The sequence below is a fragment of the Proteus sp. FME41 genome, assembly GCF_014897315.1.
Taxonomy (GTDB): domain Bacteria; phylum Pseudomonadota; class Gammaproteobacteria; order Enterobacterales; family Enterobacteriaceae; genus Proteus.
In genome coordinates this window covers 176,504-191,621 of sequence record NZ_JABUYL010000001.1, presented here as the reverse complement: position 1 = coordinate 191,621, position 15,118 = coordinate 176,504, and the positions used below count along the sequence as shown (strand labels likewise).

The following is a 15,118-nucleotide window of genomic DNA, read 5'->3' as shown; positions in this document are numbered from 1 at the left end:
CTCGAAAGTAGGCTTTGTGATTGGCTATCCCCACACATATTTAGAGAGGCTCCGATTTTTAGTGTGCGATTACACTTTATTCACATTAAAAGCTTAATAAAACATCTATTATGATAGCGTATTCATACTATTACTTCGTTTTATCTTGCTCCAAACTCTGGATGTTTTTTATTTTTGACACGCAGCGCCCATCAACTAAAGTTAATTAGCGCTAGTCAAAATCCTCTCCCCATTCCTCATTCATCCATTTGAACATATCTTTATTTTCAGAATTAGGTCCAAAACCTGACCATGTATCTCCATCTTTATTCATTTCTATAACCAGCATCCTAGTACCAGGACAAATCTCTTGTAACTTATCCCTCAAAAAACTGGCACTCATATCTTCCTTACTTGATGTTAACAGCCAGAAATTATTTAACCAGCTCCACCACCCAAAACCGTTTGATTTAACAAATTTTTTTATTTCATCTATTTGCTGTTCTGTAGTAGAATTTAATCCTATTATAAATTTCTTTTTCATTACTTTTTATCCTCCGCTGCGTCTTTATTACCATCATTAGAGGATGTTATGTTTAGGACTTTTGGGTTACCATAATCCTTCTCACTATTTGTTAGGTTTATATGCTGGTTTTCAATGTGTTCACCAGTATAGCTGTCACCAACTACCTGTTTTTCTATTGCCATTTTTTGTATTGACCACTTTTCACTTCTTAAGTAATCTGGGTTATTAGTCAAACAATGCCAGTAAACTACCATCAGGAATACCAAGATAGCTAGTAGCAAGATAAATGTGCCGACCTTCAGTAAATTGTCAGCCTTGAAATAAACCTCCGCAATTAACGCTGAAATCAATATACCAATAACCCATAACAAGGGGTGTATAATTGTTGATTTCTCCCCAGTTTGATTGGCCTGCCCGAATAATGACGTGATCCATTTAGGTGAAATCAAAGCTGCTTTCCTCTAGATATAATTAATTTCACCATCTTATCACACCTACTAATATATTTGTAAAATGGCCATTTAGAATATTCTTCCAGTCAAATCTACATAAAATGCCACTAATACTCTAATTTGTTATTTTTTATTCTCTATATACACTATCTGCTTAGAGGTAGCAGGTCTCAACTAACACACAGGCCAGCAACAACACCGCTCTATGACATTACTTTGATTGTCCTTTTCTAATTTGTTCTAACGCATCGAGTTGAATATTTGCCTGCTTGAGATCCGCTAATAAATAAGGTATCCATTCAATAGCCTGACAATAAGTTAATTGTCGGGAGGAAGTGAAACCAACACCTGTTGTGTCAATCCGCTTGGGATCGCCGGACAAGGTGCTGGCTCGTAAACGGTATGTGTCGTAGAGCATCCCATCAGTAAAAGGCTGAGGAACAATAAGATCACAAGTTGGCTCTTTCTTAAGAATCGTTCTGTATTCAATGATTTTCTCCTGTGATTCTGCTTTAGAGACAATGCCGTTTCGATAAGCAGTACCCGTTATTTGATTGATACGGTTGAATTCGAATGACTGTTCAGCAATCAACTTGCTTTGTTTGTCATTATCGACTTGAAGCCTGTCATTATCTTTTTTCAGCAGCTTATTATCATCGTGAACAGTAACAACCCACCAGCCTAGGCCAACAACCATAATGAATAGCCAAAATGATTTATCGAATTTCATTACAAACCCCAATACGCATTAAGCCGGATATGACTTATGTGTTAATTGGAAGTGCGGGCCGTCTTTAAAGCTTATCCAGTTGCCGCCCCACTCAAGGTCAACGCCTAGCTCTTTTGCAGCTTGAAGCATTGCATCAGCAACTAATTTGAATTTCGACCAATCTTTCCATGGGATTTCACGATTAACCAGCGGTGCGCAGTCAACTGCATGGCCAGTTAAGTGGCGGCTGTTCATTGTCTGGCTAGCGCCATTTTTCACTAATTGTCGTTGACGAGCTTCCGTTCGCTTACCTTCGATAACCATAAAATCGACATCGCTTAATTCTAGTGCTCGTCGAGTTACTTTGATTAAATCAGGATGAACACCCTGCATGTTCTTTTCACTACGCGTACTAAATACAAATTTACTCACCACTAACCTTCCTTAAAAACCGCTTTTCTAATGTTTTAATTAACTCAGCTCCAGACCAACCGGCTAAACCAGCAATACCACCAGCTAATTCTGGAACCCACTCATAATAGCTAGATGCTAGATACACCATTGCACCAGCAAAAATAGAGACGATAACTTGAAAGAAAAATACCCCCCAACTTATATGCTCCCCATTCAGCGCTTTATATGCACAACTAGCTGCAGTGCCTAACAAAGTCATGACGCTGATAAGTATGCCCACAAGCCAGTTATAGTTATTGGGGTCTTTATATGGCATTTTCTTCATACCTCCCCCTTAGCTTGGGGCTTATTAGTTAATAAAAGTCGGACTTAGTCATAATTACTTTCGTAATCTAAACTGTTCTATTTCCAGTCTGGTTTGTTCAAATCGCTCTTTCTCAAGTTCAACCCCAAGAACTCGACGATTTAACTTTAATGCGGACTTTAGTGTTGCACCTGATCCCATAAAGAAATCAGCAACCAGATCACCTTCGCGACTGCTTGAGCGAATAATGTGTTCCATCATTTCTGCTGGTTTTTCACAAGGGTGTTTACCTGCGTAATATTGCACAGGTGGATACGTCCACACATCGGTGTAAGGAACATCAACGGTGACAGAAAAAGGACGACGTAATAATTGATATTGTTCAGCAAGCTCCTGGTATTCTCGACTAAGAGAAGCCTGAACCTCTATCAAATCAGCATGATCACGATTTAAAGGATTACTACTAAACTTTTCACTTGCTACACGCTGAAACAGCTCCTGCAGTTTTTTGTAATCAGACTCACTAGGTAGTTGCCATTGGCTATAACTAAACCAGTGTGAAGCCATATGCTTACCTGTTGTCTGTTTTATTTCTTTTGCTGTTATTCCTAATGATTCACGTGCAGATTTAAAATACTCAATTAAAGGCTTAAATACGTTTTCTTTAAGCGCCTTGCATTGCTGAAGATAAGCACTACTTTTGCCCTTGTATGGGCTTTGATAATGTTCAGCAAATAAAATTCTTTCAGTGCTTGGGAAAAAACTGCGTAAATCAGCTTTACATGCCCTACGCCAAGGCCCTGATGGTTTAGCCCATACAATGTGACTTAGAATATTAAATCTTTCACGGACGAGCAATTCTGTATCTGACGCTAGTTTTGAACCACAAAATATATAAATACTGCCATTAGGCTTTAATACTCGCCAAAATTCAGCAAGCATTTCATCAAGCCAAGATAAATACGCGGTGACATTTTCCCACTGATTATCCCAACCACACGCCTTTACTTGAAAGTATGGCGGGTCAGTTGCAATTAAATCAATACAGTTGTCTGGAAGTGTTTTTATATAGCTGAGTGAGTCATCATTGACTAAATTCACACTGTTTAAATTCACAGTATTTTTCATAGATCAGGAGAACCTTTTTTGATAAGCTCACAATGCTTTGTGCACATAAGCAGTGGGCTTTAGTTTGTCCGTGATCTACCAGAACGGGCAAATGACAGCGGGGATGTTAGTAGCATCCTCACTGTCGCCCATTTTCACAGTATTAGATATTTTGAAATGTGTTTTCTTTGATGTTTTCTTTGATTAGTCCCGCCATCGCCAACTGCGTTAATATCAATTGACAACGTGGCTCAGTTAAATAAGTAAATTGTGCAACTTCGCCAGCTGTAACTTCCATCGTGTGCGGAACAACTTCAAAAACAAGTCTTGCCTCTTCTGTCATATCACTATGTTTTAACATGATATTTTAATACCTTTGGTCAGTTATTGGTCGTGAATACACATGTAACTCTGAACAAAGGAAACAGCAAGCCTTATCTGTTTTAGATACAAAAAAACCCAGCGCTTAGGCTGGGTTAGTTGGTCACTGTATAAAAACGGCAACTTATACTTAAATAGTGGTTCATTGGCTCAAAGAAGTCAACACGTTCTTGCTATTATTTTTACTTTTCCACTCTTTTTCACGTTTTTTAAATGCATCTTTTAAATATGGGTAAATTAAATATTCAGCTGAACTAATTATGTCCTCAATTTCTCTTCTGCATGTAGACATAGAGGGTTTTCTATATTCTACCGTTCTATTGCGTCTAATCATTTGGCGCGGTTTCACGATATGGTGATAATAACGAGCAATAGCGCGATCTGAACTACCAAAGGCATACCGCAGTAATAAGAGCGTAAAGGCTATTCTGTCTATGTGATAAATTTTATCGACCACTTTAGCGATCAACATACCATCATCATCATTACACATTTCTCGCTCGGGATAATCGCGCCTTTCTACTGTCGCCATAAATTCAGCGATAATACTGCTTTGCCTTTTTTCTATCCTCCCTGAATAAACCCATGCTCCAAATTTTGATAACCAAGGCTGAATCCATGCGACTTGATCATCATCAAGTTTTAACCCATCAGATATACTCTTTATACTCGACATGCTCGTAACTCCATTACTTCTTGCTTAGTCTGTTCCAATAACTCAATCTCGGTACCATGAATTTCTTGCCACGATTTAGGCGAAGCGTGAAAGCCGGTTTCGTAACACGCTCTATGATGTGGAGGACACAGTGGTAAAACATCCGTATGACTAGCCCGTTGTGCCATTCCCTGCCCCGTTCTAACATGATGAATTTCCGCTAAACTGGCTCCAAACCCCATATTGCGACAACAAATACACCCCAGTTCTGCTACATCTGATAGCCACTGTCTTTCTTCTTTGGTCTTTGATTTGATCATTGGTCTTGCCTCTATGTGAAACTTAATAATTGAGATACTGTATTTTCTACAGCTTTTTGAGTAGGGAATTGCTTGCGAAGGATAAAATTCCACAGCACATCGAGTGTGGCTTTGTAGAGTTCACTAAATGCTAAGTCGTCCATATTTGCAAAGCTGATTGATTTAGCGACACGACGCAAACTACCGTCTGGCATTTCAAACGTATCGTAATAACCGGCTTGCTCTATGACCCAATAACGAAAAGCATCAAATGACTTTGTTGCTGAGATATTTTGCGCACGATTTTGTGCAACTTCTTCAAGATAGATATCAGATGCGAATAAAAGCGCGTCAGCATTATCCGTGTGATATGAAAGGAATGTGACGTAACCACGCACTAATTCTTTTTCTTCAGGTGAAATTGTACCGCCAACCGGCTCCCAATATTCATAGCCTAAATTAAGTAATGCGAAGTATTTACGATGGAATCGAGGGTTACGAGCTTTCTTAAAATTCGCTGAAAGCACATCACCACACTTGATTTTTGAATGCAGAAAATCTCTCGTAACAGGGTTAGCCGGTACAAGAGTATCGTTAGACATTTTGATAAAGCTATGCTGTGCCATACTTGACTCTCAGTTGACACAGCAAATATTTAGGATTGGGTGTTCAGGCCAATGGTATGATTATATAGGAATTAGCTAACCGAATAAATAAAAGAAGTTTTATCACTAATTGGTTTATTAACACAAAACAATTCTCGTACTAACTCTCTTGTAATCCCTGTTTTAACAAGAATGTTATTCCATGATAGGTCGTCTAACATTTCAATACTTCTAGTAAGTAACGTTGGTTCTTCAACTTGGATAGAATTATCCCCAGGCTCAATTGCAGTATATCCTTTTGTATTAAGATACATATATCCTTGTCTTGCTTGGTCTTTTGTAATTACCCCTAAAGCTGAAGCTCTATAAATTATCATTCTTAGGCTTACTCTCCAGCGTAATTTAAACTCAACTAAAGCACTCCAATCTAAATAACGCCCTTTCATTTTAGGAAATTCTTTCATGAAAGAAACTCTTGGAACCATAAAAGCACTAGAAAACTGATTTGCTTGACTCTCAGTTAAGTTATCTCCAGTAATAATTCCATCGTGTAAAACAATATGACCCAATTCATGTCCAATATCGGATCTAAATCGACATACAGAACTTTTAGCATCGTTACGAATTATTATTGGCCTCTTACTATTTACAGTAAAAGCATCAACTCTGTCATCAACATCGGACACATGTGCGATAATAATGCCTAAATTCTCAACGAATTTAACCATAGATGTTATTGGTCCTAAACCAATACCCCAATAGCGACGACAACTCTCAGCTATTCGTTCAATATCATCTAATGTACTCATTGCTCGATCTGAAATATCCGGAATATTTAGTTCAGGATATTCAATTTCATCTTCAAGAGCAGATAATAAAGAACTCAAGATTTCAGCCCTTGCTAATATGCTATTAGTTAAAGTTTTAGTTCTCGATTTTTTACTTCTAAAATGACATTGTTCATCTTCTATTGGGTAGCTACGCTCACTAAATAGAAAATTAGGCAATATATTCAAATGCCTTGCAATCTCATCAGTTAGCTCTTCTGATGGTTTAAATCCTTTCTCTAATTTGCTAATATATTGTTTACTTTTACCTAAAGCGGTCGCTAACTCTTCACACGACAACCCCCTCGCCATCCTAGCAAGACGTAATTTATCCCCTCTATAGCCTGATTTAAAATCAAACAGTTCCATCTTTTTTCACAGTTTCATCTGTTGTGTTACGGCGTTTCAATGGAGCATCATCAATATCAGCGGCATCAGGTCTCGCATCAGAACTATCCATCAACGGAACGGAAACAGTTTCATAATATCTAATTTCACTTACGCTAGAACCATTTTGGTTAATGCCTACTAAAGCCACATCCCATTGAGGAAACTCATCAGCCTCCTCAATAAAATACGGCTCAGCAAGTATTCGCCATATTAAATCATGCTCCGCTTCTAAATCATTACCGCCAAATAACGTTAATTGTTTCGATTCAGCTTTGTTTCTCACTAATCGATGCTTTTTCTTTGGTGCAAAAATACAGTCTTTCGAGAACTGGATAGGAACCATATTAATCGAAAAAACAAAATCAAGTCTTCCAGACACCATTTTCAATTCAGGTATGGTGCCTTCTTTAGCTGTTATTTTAATATGCTCTCTTACCCAGATATACTCACGTGATCCAGTAATCAAGCGACAATCTAATCTATGCTCATGTTTAGGAACCTCCATAAGTACACCAACAATAGATTTTAGTAAGTCCATAACTGGTTTTTGTTCTAAATATGGTTGGATATCCCAACAAGGGGCAAGGCTTCTATCTTCCATTCGTATTAAATCCTATTTTGTGAAATGTCAGATATATATTTTCGTATTTTCTTGTTTTTGTCAACTAGAAAACTTCGGATATATTGATATTTGACAACCAATACTCTTGATCTATTTATATACTCAATTTTATCTCATTATATCCTTTGGTTACCCAACATTGTGAATCGCCAGACAAACAGCATTGTTGAACAGGTAATTGCTCACCACAGCGTTTACACTTTTGCTTAGATAACATCTCAGCTTGCCTTTTATACTCAGCATCATCTTTACGAATAAGCATCTGTAAGTATTCAACAACGTCATACGGTTCTCGACCAGGCATGCGTAATACACAATTACGCTTTAACATTTCCAATTCTTGATTATCTACAAGTAATTCAATTTTGGTTACACCTAATTCTTTCTGCCGTTTACGTTGTTCTGATTTGCGTTCTGCTACTGTTTTTGCCATTGGTCTTGCCTCTATTAGTAGTACAACTGCTCACAAACAATTTAATCACTAAAGTTAAATTCAAATAAAAGGTAACCATGCTTGGAATGAATCACAAAATTATCCCAGCGTATTGCGTACCAAACTGGCGGGATCATATTCACTCTGTATATTGAAGAACCTATAGTGTATGGCTGAATTAAATCTCTAAAACCAACGACTAAATTCTTTAGTAAATCCGGATGCTTTGTAGCAATACCAAGCTGAAAAAACCATTCTTCCACTATTTTAATCATATCGTTTTCACTGATTTGCTCTAACGAAACATTCCAATGCTCAATGGGGTGTTCATCGCTATGAGGAATAATTACTGACTGAAGCGAGCTAAGTAACGTCGCTTTTTCTTCCACATAAGTGCACTCATAGTCAGGGGCAACATTTGGCTCCCTATTCAGTGACTCAACAGCGCATAAGTAGCCATTAATTTTTTCAACATCCAACAAAACAAGTTCTTTCGACATCGGTTTACATTTCATTTTTCATCACTTTTATTTGATTTAGATATCAATTACATATAATAAATTCAGCCAATAATTCATCATTTACCTCGATATAAGATAAATTTTCGCCCTAATTTTCTTTAATGCTTGCTGCCCTATCAGTCGATATTTACCATCTTTATCGATTAATTCTGATGTAGAAATTCCTCTTTGATTTCGACCAATTAATGGCCTAATCGGTGGTATCACTCGCCCGTCTTGTATTTGCTGATAATAAATAATTAACTGCTTTCTTATGAAATCCCTAACATCTTTATCGGGTAAATTATATTGCGTCATTCGCGATCTCGCCTCAGGCACAATTAAATACATAATATCTGAACTCCACGGGAACGACTCAATCGATGGATATCGCCACTCCATGTTGCTATAACGCTTCATTTCATTCATCACTTCACAGACTGAAGGCAAACCCATTGATTGCATCATTCCTTCACGGCACCAACCAATAAATTTTCCACAGGATGGCCAAAAATCTGATTCCTGCTGTCTGGCAATACTCATCCCGGCTTTTAATTGCTCAACAGATGTTATTTTATTTTCAATAAATGCGAGTACCCATTGGCGTTTAGTCGCTGAAATATCATCTCTATTTGAAAATACGGTATGTTTTGAAGCTGGGAAAATTTGTACTAAATTATCAAATAGCATATCAACCAGTTTTTCCGCATACGCATTAATACTTGTAGGTTTATTTTGTGGTTGAGCCAACTCGGATAATCTCTGGCCATCTCTAGTTTCAATCGCTGAAATTAAATTTTTCATAGGGTATTCCCCCATGCTTCAGGGCTATTCCAATGAACTTGATCCGATGTGCAGTTTTCATCATGAGAAATTTCAGCAAATTTTAGTACAAGCTTATCCCACTGTTTTCTAAGTGTGCTTGGACTAAGTACATTTTTGCACCAAAAAGGATCTTTATTTACCCTATTAAACAACTTGCATATTTGTCTATGAGTTCGACCATCAATTGTTCGCATCAATCGCACCTCGTTGGCCCATAACGCCCAATTAGGTTCTTTAGGTGGATCAATATCACTATCTGATTCAGATGCGTTATCGTAAAGCTCCATCACTCTTTTGAAAATCCATTGAGCACATAACAAATCATCTGCAGTACCCCATTGCCGTTTTTTAGCGCTGAATACAACAGCCTCAGGGTGACGAGTAATAAATAATTGGTCACTCGCATTTTTGTCTGGTTGTGAAGCAACCGGACAAGAAGGGGTTTTATTATCTGTAGTAATATATGTAGTAATCTCTGTAGGATCGAACTGCGGATTTGTTTCACCGCCACCGTCTGTTTTGTCTTGTCGCGGTCGTTCGTTTTGTTGTTCCGCGAAATCACTATTATGACTTTCCCCAGTTGCGCTTTGCGCATTTGGGGCATTTTCAATAGGTTGTGACATGACACTATCTAATTTTTCACAGTCAATTAGATAATAAATTTTATGTTCTAGGCGTTTATTAGTCTCAATCAAAATGCCTCTGCTAACTAAATGCTTTCTGGCCGTAAGTTGTTCTCGATAGCTTAAACCCGTCTCAGATTCAATTTCTTCTGATGTTTTATAAACACCTAATTTAGAGTCAGCTTTGTCTTGCCAATAAAATATTTGGCTAAAAAATATTACTGCATTTACACTACCCAAGCGTTTTACTAGCCCGGGGAAATAAGCAACTGGACGTCCAAAGTCTAATAACAAATCGGATGCTCTCACTTCACACCCCCAACGATTTAGCTATGTCATAACAAGCATTTTTATACTGCTCAGCGGTTAGTTTTTTTAGGCGTAACTTTTGTTTCTGCTTCTCATACTGTTCCCAAACTAATAACGCAATAACACGTCTACCCTCAAAGATATCTTTAATTTCTGATATGTGGGCAGGCTTATCATTCAGCATAAACCCGTTACGATATGTAATTTTTTCAGTTGATCTAATCATTGGTCTTGCCTCTTGAATTAATGCACGCTGGTCGGGCGTGATATCTCATTTAATGCACGTACTACATTGTTTATTTGGTGTGACATGTCACGACCCTCTAATAAGATTTCAGTCATAGCATCAGCAAAACGCTGAATAGCTACGGTTGCTAAATAGTTTTTGGTGTCTCCACGTACTCGAGCTAACCTTGAAGCTGGTAGTGCCATTTCTATCGCTGGCATTAACTCAGCAATCTTTCTTTGAGATGCACGAGAATCACCCCTTAACCAGCGAAATATTTGTTGCCGGTTATTGTTGATTGCTTTCCAATCAGCTTTACCCGATTGATCTTCAATTGCGTGTAAACGACCATGTTCTTGATTAATAACCAATCGTAAGTAAGCTCGGCTAATCTCAATAGCAACATACTCTTGCCCTTGTTCTACAGCCCAATTCTCAACTTCAGCTCTGATAATATTGATATCAAAATTCATTTTTGCGTCTCCTGTCGCTAAAAAATTGATTATGCATAATCAGTTTTTTAATTTGATACCTGTAATACTGAATGCTCCTTTGGTAAGCCATCCCAAGGGTTAGGATAATCAACTGGATTGAGATCATGTGGTGTTACTAACCAATTAGTTTTTGCTGACCATTCAATAGCTTTTCTACCTTTTGGTAGGTAGCTACCAGCTATAACTTGGCTAATAAACCCTTGGGTAACTCCAACCATTTTCCCAAATTCAGATTGGCTAATTTTTTGTTTTTTTAAATACAAACCTAATTTCATGTTTTTCTCCTGTTATTTAACAACTGAATATTAGCAATGCTAATTTAATAAATCAATAGCAATGCTATTGGAAAATTATTAGCAATACAAATAAAATATAACTATGAATAGAAAAATTTCAGAATCAGACAAAATTGCAGCTCAGAACCTACGAAATATTTGGGAAGCTAAAAGAGAATCTCTGGGCTTAACCCAAGAAAAAGCTGCAGATATTATGGGATTTGCAACTCAAGGCGCCGTAAGCCAGTATCTAAACGGTAGAACAGCTTTAAATACAGATACTATTCTAAAGTTTGCATCATTATTGAGAATTGATCCGGAGGATATTAATCCGGAACTAAAAACTTTATTAGACTATGTTAGAAAAACAGGAAAAGAAGAAGATACAAAACAACTAATGCCATCCACTCAAGATGAACATACAACATTAAAACTAATGGATGTATACGCGAAGGCAGGCCCTGGTGGCTTTATAAATAACGATTTCCCTGACACAATTAAATCTATTGAGTTTTCACCAGAGAAAGTTTTTGAGTTATTTGGCCGTAAAAGCTTAAAAGGAATTGAAATAATTAATATTAGTGGCGACAGCATGTCCCCTGCTATTAACCCCCGAGATGTTGTTTTTGTTGACACCCACAATGAGTTTTTTGATGGCGACGGTGTTTATATTTTTTGCTTCGAAAACTCGTTGTTTATAAAAAGGTTACAACGAGTTAAAGGCAGAAAACTAGCGGTTAAATCAGATAATCCTGCTTATGAAACATTTTATATCGAAGAATCAGAAATGTATGATCTTCGAATTATTGGAAAGGTAATAAGATCTCTTCCTATTAAAATGATTGATTTTGCGTAAAATAACAATGAGTTAAATATAACCACCGTTGATGAGGTGGTTTTTTTTCACCTAAATATTAGCATTGCTATTGACACATAAAATAGCAATGCTAATATTAAAGCCATTCAAAACAACACAGCAAGTGTTTAGGTAAGTGTTCAAATTCAGTTTTGCTGTTATGCCGGAGGAGAACTACAGCTCTCATCGTGACCTGTCATGATTACCACGACATAACGGTAAATTTTTTAGCAGTACCAGGGAATTTAATTAGTGACCGACCACAGCTATAAGGCAAGACCTGACAGCTCGGAAAGACGGGCAACAAATTTTAGACGTAAAAAAACCCACCGAAGTGGGCTCTTTTACCCGGGTCGCTGACCAAAGCTAACCGGAAGTTCTACTAGCGCGACCAAACGCTAGAAGAGGCAAGACCAATGATAAATCACTGATCACCGTTATTTTAAAGGAGTTGCTATGAAAGCACAACCTGAAAGCCTAACAGTCACACTCTATATTCACGCTCAAAAACAGTTCGATGGTTCTTACCAATATAATGCCTATGCATTTAAAGCAGATCCCAATACTGGGCTAGGTTTTGTTATTGCAGAACACACTATTGATGTTCCTTTTAAAGAGCCTACTCAAACTGATCTCATCCATGCTGAAATTGATTTTCTACGTAATGAGCAAGAAAAAATTCTTGCTGATGCCCAAGTGAAATCAAGCTTATTAGAAGATCAAATCCAAATGTTACTTTGCTTAGAAGGCAAGCCAATCTCTAAAACTGACGAAGAAATTCCTTATTAAGAGGCAAGACCAATGAAAACTTTTATCTGTGTATTTGAGCCTACGACCGAGGCTCGTACAAACAACGGTGCTGTACCGCTGGCTATAGCGTTAAGCACTGCTAATACAAAGCTGGCAACAGCAACGGCTGTAGTAAAATTATCTGAAGTATATCCAGAATCAATGGATAACTTTAATACTGATGAGCCTTTAATGAGTGAATACATTGACGGTTCTTCTTGCCCTACTTTAGATGCTTTCGATGAAAAATTTGCCATTGAAAATGAGTTTGATGGTACTCAATGGAAACCTATCGAATATAAAGAATTTAAAAAACTGGCCACAAAACCTCGTATCGCAAGTTTATTATTATTTGGTAAGACGCTAATAACTAATAAAGAATTGTCGCACGCATTGAAATACCTCAATGAAAGTAAAGAAAATCCAAAAATTTGCAATATCGCCACAGGTCTTGCCGAAATCACAAAGTTATCTTTGATGGATGCTGAACAAACAATGGAAATAGCACAGTCTATCTATGAGTTTGCTAATGATGATGTCACCGTTGAAGAGGCTAAGTCATTAGGTGAAAGTTGGCTGACAGAAGAACCAAAGCAACAGGAAGAAACGTCTTCTATCAAACGTAACTATGCAACCATAGATACTGAAATCGCATTAGCGTTATTAAATAATTTTGATCCTACTAATGTTCTTCCCTCTCAAGTGAAGAAAGCTAAAGAACTGATAGATGATGACGACAAAGCATGGAAACGCTGGTCAATGGATTTACGCACCACAACGGGCATCTTAGAGATACCTCGTGAGAAAATTTTCTCGTTAATAACTGAAAGTAAAAAACGGTCTGAACTATTAGATAATCCCAATGCACGAAAAGAATTTATTGATCAGCATTTAGGTATTAATAAACCTAATAACACTGAAAAAGAAGAACATATCGCGTCTAATCAAACAAATAATGTCTCTTCTGCATCCAATGAAAATACAGTTGAAAAAGAAACCAAACCTAAGCGTTCACGTAAAAAACAAGAAGAAGTTCCAAAAACAGAGGTTTCTCAAGTGGTCGAGCAAACTGAAGAACCTAACGAACCTGAAACACCATCAGTACAACACGATAATTTTGAACAACGAGCTAGTGTGCTTGATGAAGTTCTTAATTTAGGTGATGCAAATAATCTTAATATTTGGAAGCGTGTACAGCGTACAGACCCTCGCTTTACTAAACCATTAGAAGGCATGGGATTCATCGGAACCAGTATAAACAGCACCTACATGTTTATGCGCGCGACTGAAATATTTGGCCCTGTCGGTGAAGGGTGGGGTTATGAAGTTCTTGAAGAAAAATTTATTGATGGAAAGCCTCTTGTAGAACCTGTTCTCGATGAGCGTAATAAACAAGTTGCAACCCGTTTTTTACGTGATGGTGATGGCTCGTTATTCTGCGAACAGAACCACTCAGTTAAGATCCGCTTTTGGTACATCATCGAATGTGAAACCCGTGGTGAGTTTGAAAGCTATGGTGCTACTCCTTACCGTTATCAAACCCAATATGGCATTAAAGTTGATGGCGAAGTTATTAAAAAATCGCTGACTGATGCAATCAAAAAAGCACTGTCAATGCTTGGCTTTAGCTCTGATGTTTTTATGGGAATGCACGATAACCCTGAATATTTAGCAAGTAACAAGCTTGAATTTGAAATTAAAAATGCGAGTGAAAAAGCTGAAGATATCACTCGTATTCGTAAAGAGTTAGACGAGAAATTTACTAAGCATACGGAAGTTATGCGTAGTGCTGTTACTGAGAATGAATTGCGAGGCATTGCATCCACATTAACGCGCGAAATTTCTGCACATATCAAATTAGCTCAAGAACGTCGTGATAACGATTACGAGAAATATTTATCTGGTCGATTACGTCGATTAAACCAAATCGAAAAAGAGTGTTTAGACCAACTGAAACATAAAGAAGAGGCAATCTAATGACCAAAACTACCGCTATCGCACTGGCGACTAATTACGAAAAATTACAACAACTCGTTGAAACAGGAGAATTCTCTCCTGAAGATATCGCAGATACGTTGGAAGGTATCGAGGGCGAGCTAGGTGATAAATTGGATGCAATTATGCACCACGTTCGCAATATCGAAGGTCAAGCTAAAACACTTGATGAGGAGTCTAAACGGTTATCTGATCGTAAAAAATCATTCGAAAACCAGGCTAAAAACCTAAAGAAATATGCTCTCAACTGCTTATTAGCTTCAGGATTAGATAAATTAAAAACAACAAAAAATACATTCACAGCTAGAGCTGGTGTTGTTCGAGTCATTATCGACAATGAAGCTTTGTTACCGGATGAATTGGTTGATGTTCAAACAATCACCGCGCCTGATAAAAAAGGCATCAAAGATGCGATTGAACATGGTCTTGAGATCCCCGGAGCACATCTTGAAGTTGGTGAACGCTCATTGATGGTTCGTTAATTCATAATAGCGCCCTTTATCGGGCGCATTATCAGGAGATA

At 37.6% G+C, this 15,118-nt stretch carries 23 protein-coding genes; 4 read left to right on the top strand and 19 right to left on the bottom strand.

What is annotated here, in order from left to right; translation table 11 throughout:
• Window positions 1-211: 211 nt before the first annotated feature.
• The 19 genes from INT04_RS00890 to INT04_RS00800 all read right to left on the bottom strand — a co-directional run bounded on the left by INT04_RS00890 (window position 212) and on the right by INT04_RS00800 (window position 10,955).
• On the bottom strand, window positions 212-523 hold the full coding sequence (locus INT04_RS00890) for a hypothetical protein (protein ID WP_193014287.1): 312 nt from the start codon (window positions 521-523) through the stop codon (window positions 212-214).
• The gene (locus INT04_RS00885) at window positions 523-954 is read right to left on the bottom strand and encodes a hypothetical protein (protein WP_193014286.1); all 432 of its coding nucleotides are present in this window, start codon (window positions 952-954) and stop codon (window positions 523-525) included. The genes INT04_RS00890 and INT04_RS00885 overlap by 1 nt, the downstream gene beginning before the upstream one ends.
• A 214-nt stretch (window positions 955-1,168) precedes the next feature.
• Entirely contained in the window at window positions 1,169-1,687 is a 519-nt protein-coding gene (locus tag INT04_RS00880) for a hypothetical protein (protein ID WP_193014285.1), read from the bottom strand.
• Between the two features lie 18 nt (window positions 1,688-1,705).
• Window positions 1,706-2,098, bottom strand: a complete 393-nt coding sequence (locus INT04_RS00875) for a M15 family metallopeptidase (RefSeq protein WP_193014284.1) — start codon at window positions 2,096-2,098, stop codon at window positions 1,706-1,708.
• On the bottom strand, window positions 2,091-2,405 hold the full coding sequence (locus tag INT04_RS00870; RefSeq protein ID WP_226944487.1) for a phage holin family protein: 315 nt from the start codon (window positions 2,403-2,405) through the stop codon (window positions 2,091-2,093). Before INT04_RS00870 ends, INT04_RS00875 begins: the two co-directional genes overlap by 8 nt.
• 54 nt (window positions 2,406-2,459) lie before the next feature.
• Window positions 2,460-3,512, bottom strand: coding sequence for a DNA-methyltransferase (locus INT04_RS00865; RefSeq protein WP_193014283.1), 1,053 nt, complete (start codon window positions 3,510-3,512; stop codon window positions 2,460-2,462).
• A gap of 142 nt (window positions 3,513-3,654) precedes the next feature.
• Window positions 3,655-3,852: a TrmB family transcriptional regulator gene (locus tag INT04_RS00860; RefSeq protein ID WP_087726619.1), complete on the bottom strand. Its 198-nt coding sequence runs from the start codon at window positions 3,850-3,852 to the stop codon at window positions 3,655-3,657.
• 162 nt (window positions 3,853-4,014) lie between these two features.
• The gene (locus INT04_RS00855) at window positions 4,015-4,548 is read right to left on the bottom strand and encodes an antiterminator Q family protein (RefSeq protein ID WP_193014282.1); all 534 of its coding nucleotides are present in this window, start codon (window positions 4,546-4,548) and stop codon (window positions 4,015-4,017) included.
• Window positions 4,536-4,847 (bottom strand): Ref family recombination enhancement nuclease, encoded by a 312-nt coding sequence (locus tag INT04_RS00850; RefSeq protein WP_036908156.1) that lies wholly within the window; start codon window positions 4,845-4,847, stop codon window positions 4,536-4,538. The genes INT04_RS00855 and INT04_RS00850 overlap by 13 nt, the downstream gene beginning before the upstream one ends.
• 11 nt (window positions 4,848-4,858) lie before the next feature.
• Window positions 4,859-5,452, bottom strand: coding sequence for a DUF1367 family protein (locus INT04_RS00845; RefSeq protein WP_193014281.1), 594 nt, complete (start codon window positions 5,450-5,452; stop codon window positions 4,859-4,861).
• 71 nt (window positions 5,453-5,523) lie between these two features.
• Window positions 5,524-6,627: an ImmA/IrrE family metallo-endopeptidase gene (locus INT04_RS00840; protein ID WP_193014280.1), complete on the bottom strand. Its 1,104-nt coding sequence runs from the start codon at window positions 6,625-6,627 to the stop codon at window positions 5,524-5,526.
• Window positions 6,614-7,249, bottom strand: a complete 636-nt coding sequence (locus INT04_RS00835; protein ID WP_193014279.1) for a hypothetical protein — start codon at window positions 7,247-7,249, stop codon at window positions 6,614-6,616. The genes INT04_RS00840 and INT04_RS00835 overlap by 14 nt, the downstream gene beginning before the upstream one ends.
• Before the next feature lie 115 nt (window positions 7,250-7,364).
• Window positions 7,365-7,703 carry a hypothetical protein gene (locus tag INT04_RS00830; RefSeq protein WP_193014278.1) on the bottom strand — a complete coding sequence of 113 codons (339 nt, stop codon included), beginning with the start codon at window positions 7,701-7,703 and terminating at the stop codon, window positions 7,365-7,367.
• Window positions 7,704-7,744: 41 nt separating this feature from the next.
• Window positions 7,745-8,203, bottom strand: coding sequence for a hypothetical protein (locus INT04_RS00825; protein WP_193014277.1), 459 nt, complete (start codon window positions 8,201-8,203; stop codon window positions 7,745-7,747).
• 81 nt (window positions 8,204-8,284) lie between these two features.
• Window positions 8,285-9,007: a replication protein P gene (locus INT04_RS00820; protein ID WP_193014276.1), complete on the bottom strand. Its 723-nt coding sequence runs from the start codon at window positions 9,005-9,007 to the stop codon at window positions 8,285-8,287.
• Window positions 9,004-9,960 (bottom strand): hypothetical protein, encoded by a 957-nt coding sequence (locus tag INT04_RS00815; protein WP_193014275.1) that lies wholly within the window; start codon window positions 9,958-9,960, stop codon window positions 9,004-9,006. The genes INT04_RS00820 and INT04_RS00815 overlap by 4 nt, the downstream gene beginning before the upstream one ends.
• Window position 9,961: 1 nt before the next feature.
• Window positions 9,962-10,186, bottom strand: a complete 225-nt coding sequence (locus INT04_RS00810; RefSeq protein ID WP_193014274.1) for a hypothetical protein — start codon at window positions 10,184-10,186, stop codon at window positions 9,962-9,964.
• Between the two features lie 17 nt (window positions 10,187-10,203).
• Entirely contained in the window at window positions 10,204-10,659 is a 456-nt protein-coding gene (locus INT04_RS00805) for a toxin YdaT family protein (protein ID WP_193014273.1), read from the bottom strand.
• A gap of 47 nt (window positions 10,660-10,706) precedes the next feature.
• Complete coding sequence (locus tag INT04_RS00800) at window positions 10,707-10,955, bottom strand: helix-turn-helix domain-containing protein (RefSeq protein WP_006533548.1); 249 nt, start codon at window positions 10,953-10,955, stop codon at window positions 10,707-10,709.
• 103 nt (window positions 10,956-11,058) lie between these two features.
• Between INT04_RS00800 and INT04_RS00795 the strand changes: the two genes are divergently transcribed.
• The 4 genes from INT04_RS00795 (at window position 11,059) to INT04_RS00780 (ending at window position 15,077) form a co-directional block, all read left to right on the top strand.
• Window positions 11,059-11,811 carry a S24 family peptidase gene (locus INT04_RS00795; RefSeq protein ID WP_193014272.1) on the top strand — a complete coding sequence of 251 codons (753 nt, stop codon included), beginning with the start codon at window positions 11,059-11,061 and terminating at the stop codon, window positions 11,809-11,811.
• Window positions 11,812-12,267: 456 nt separating this feature from the next.
• Window positions 12,268-12,600 (top strand): hypothetical protein, encoded by a 333-nt coding sequence (locus INT04_RS00790; RefSeq protein WP_193014271.1) that lies wholly within the window; start codon window positions 12,268-12,270, stop codon window positions 12,598-12,600.
• 12 nt (window positions 12,601-12,612) lie between these two features.
• The gene (locus tag INT04_RS00785; protein WP_193014270.1) at window positions 12,613-14,577 is read left to right on the top strand and encodes a hypothetical protein; all 1,965 of its coding nucleotides are present in this window, start codon (window positions 12,613-12,615) and stop codon (window positions 14,575-14,577) included.
• A complete protein-coding gene (locus INT04_RS00780; protein WP_193014269.1) occupies window positions 14,577-15,077 on the top strand; it encodes a siphovirus Gp157 family protein in 501 nt (166 codons plus the stop codon). Before INT04_RS00785 ends, INT04_RS00780 begins: the two co-directional genes overlap by 1 nt.
• The last annotated feature ends 41 nt before the right edge of the window (window positions 15,078-15,118 follow it).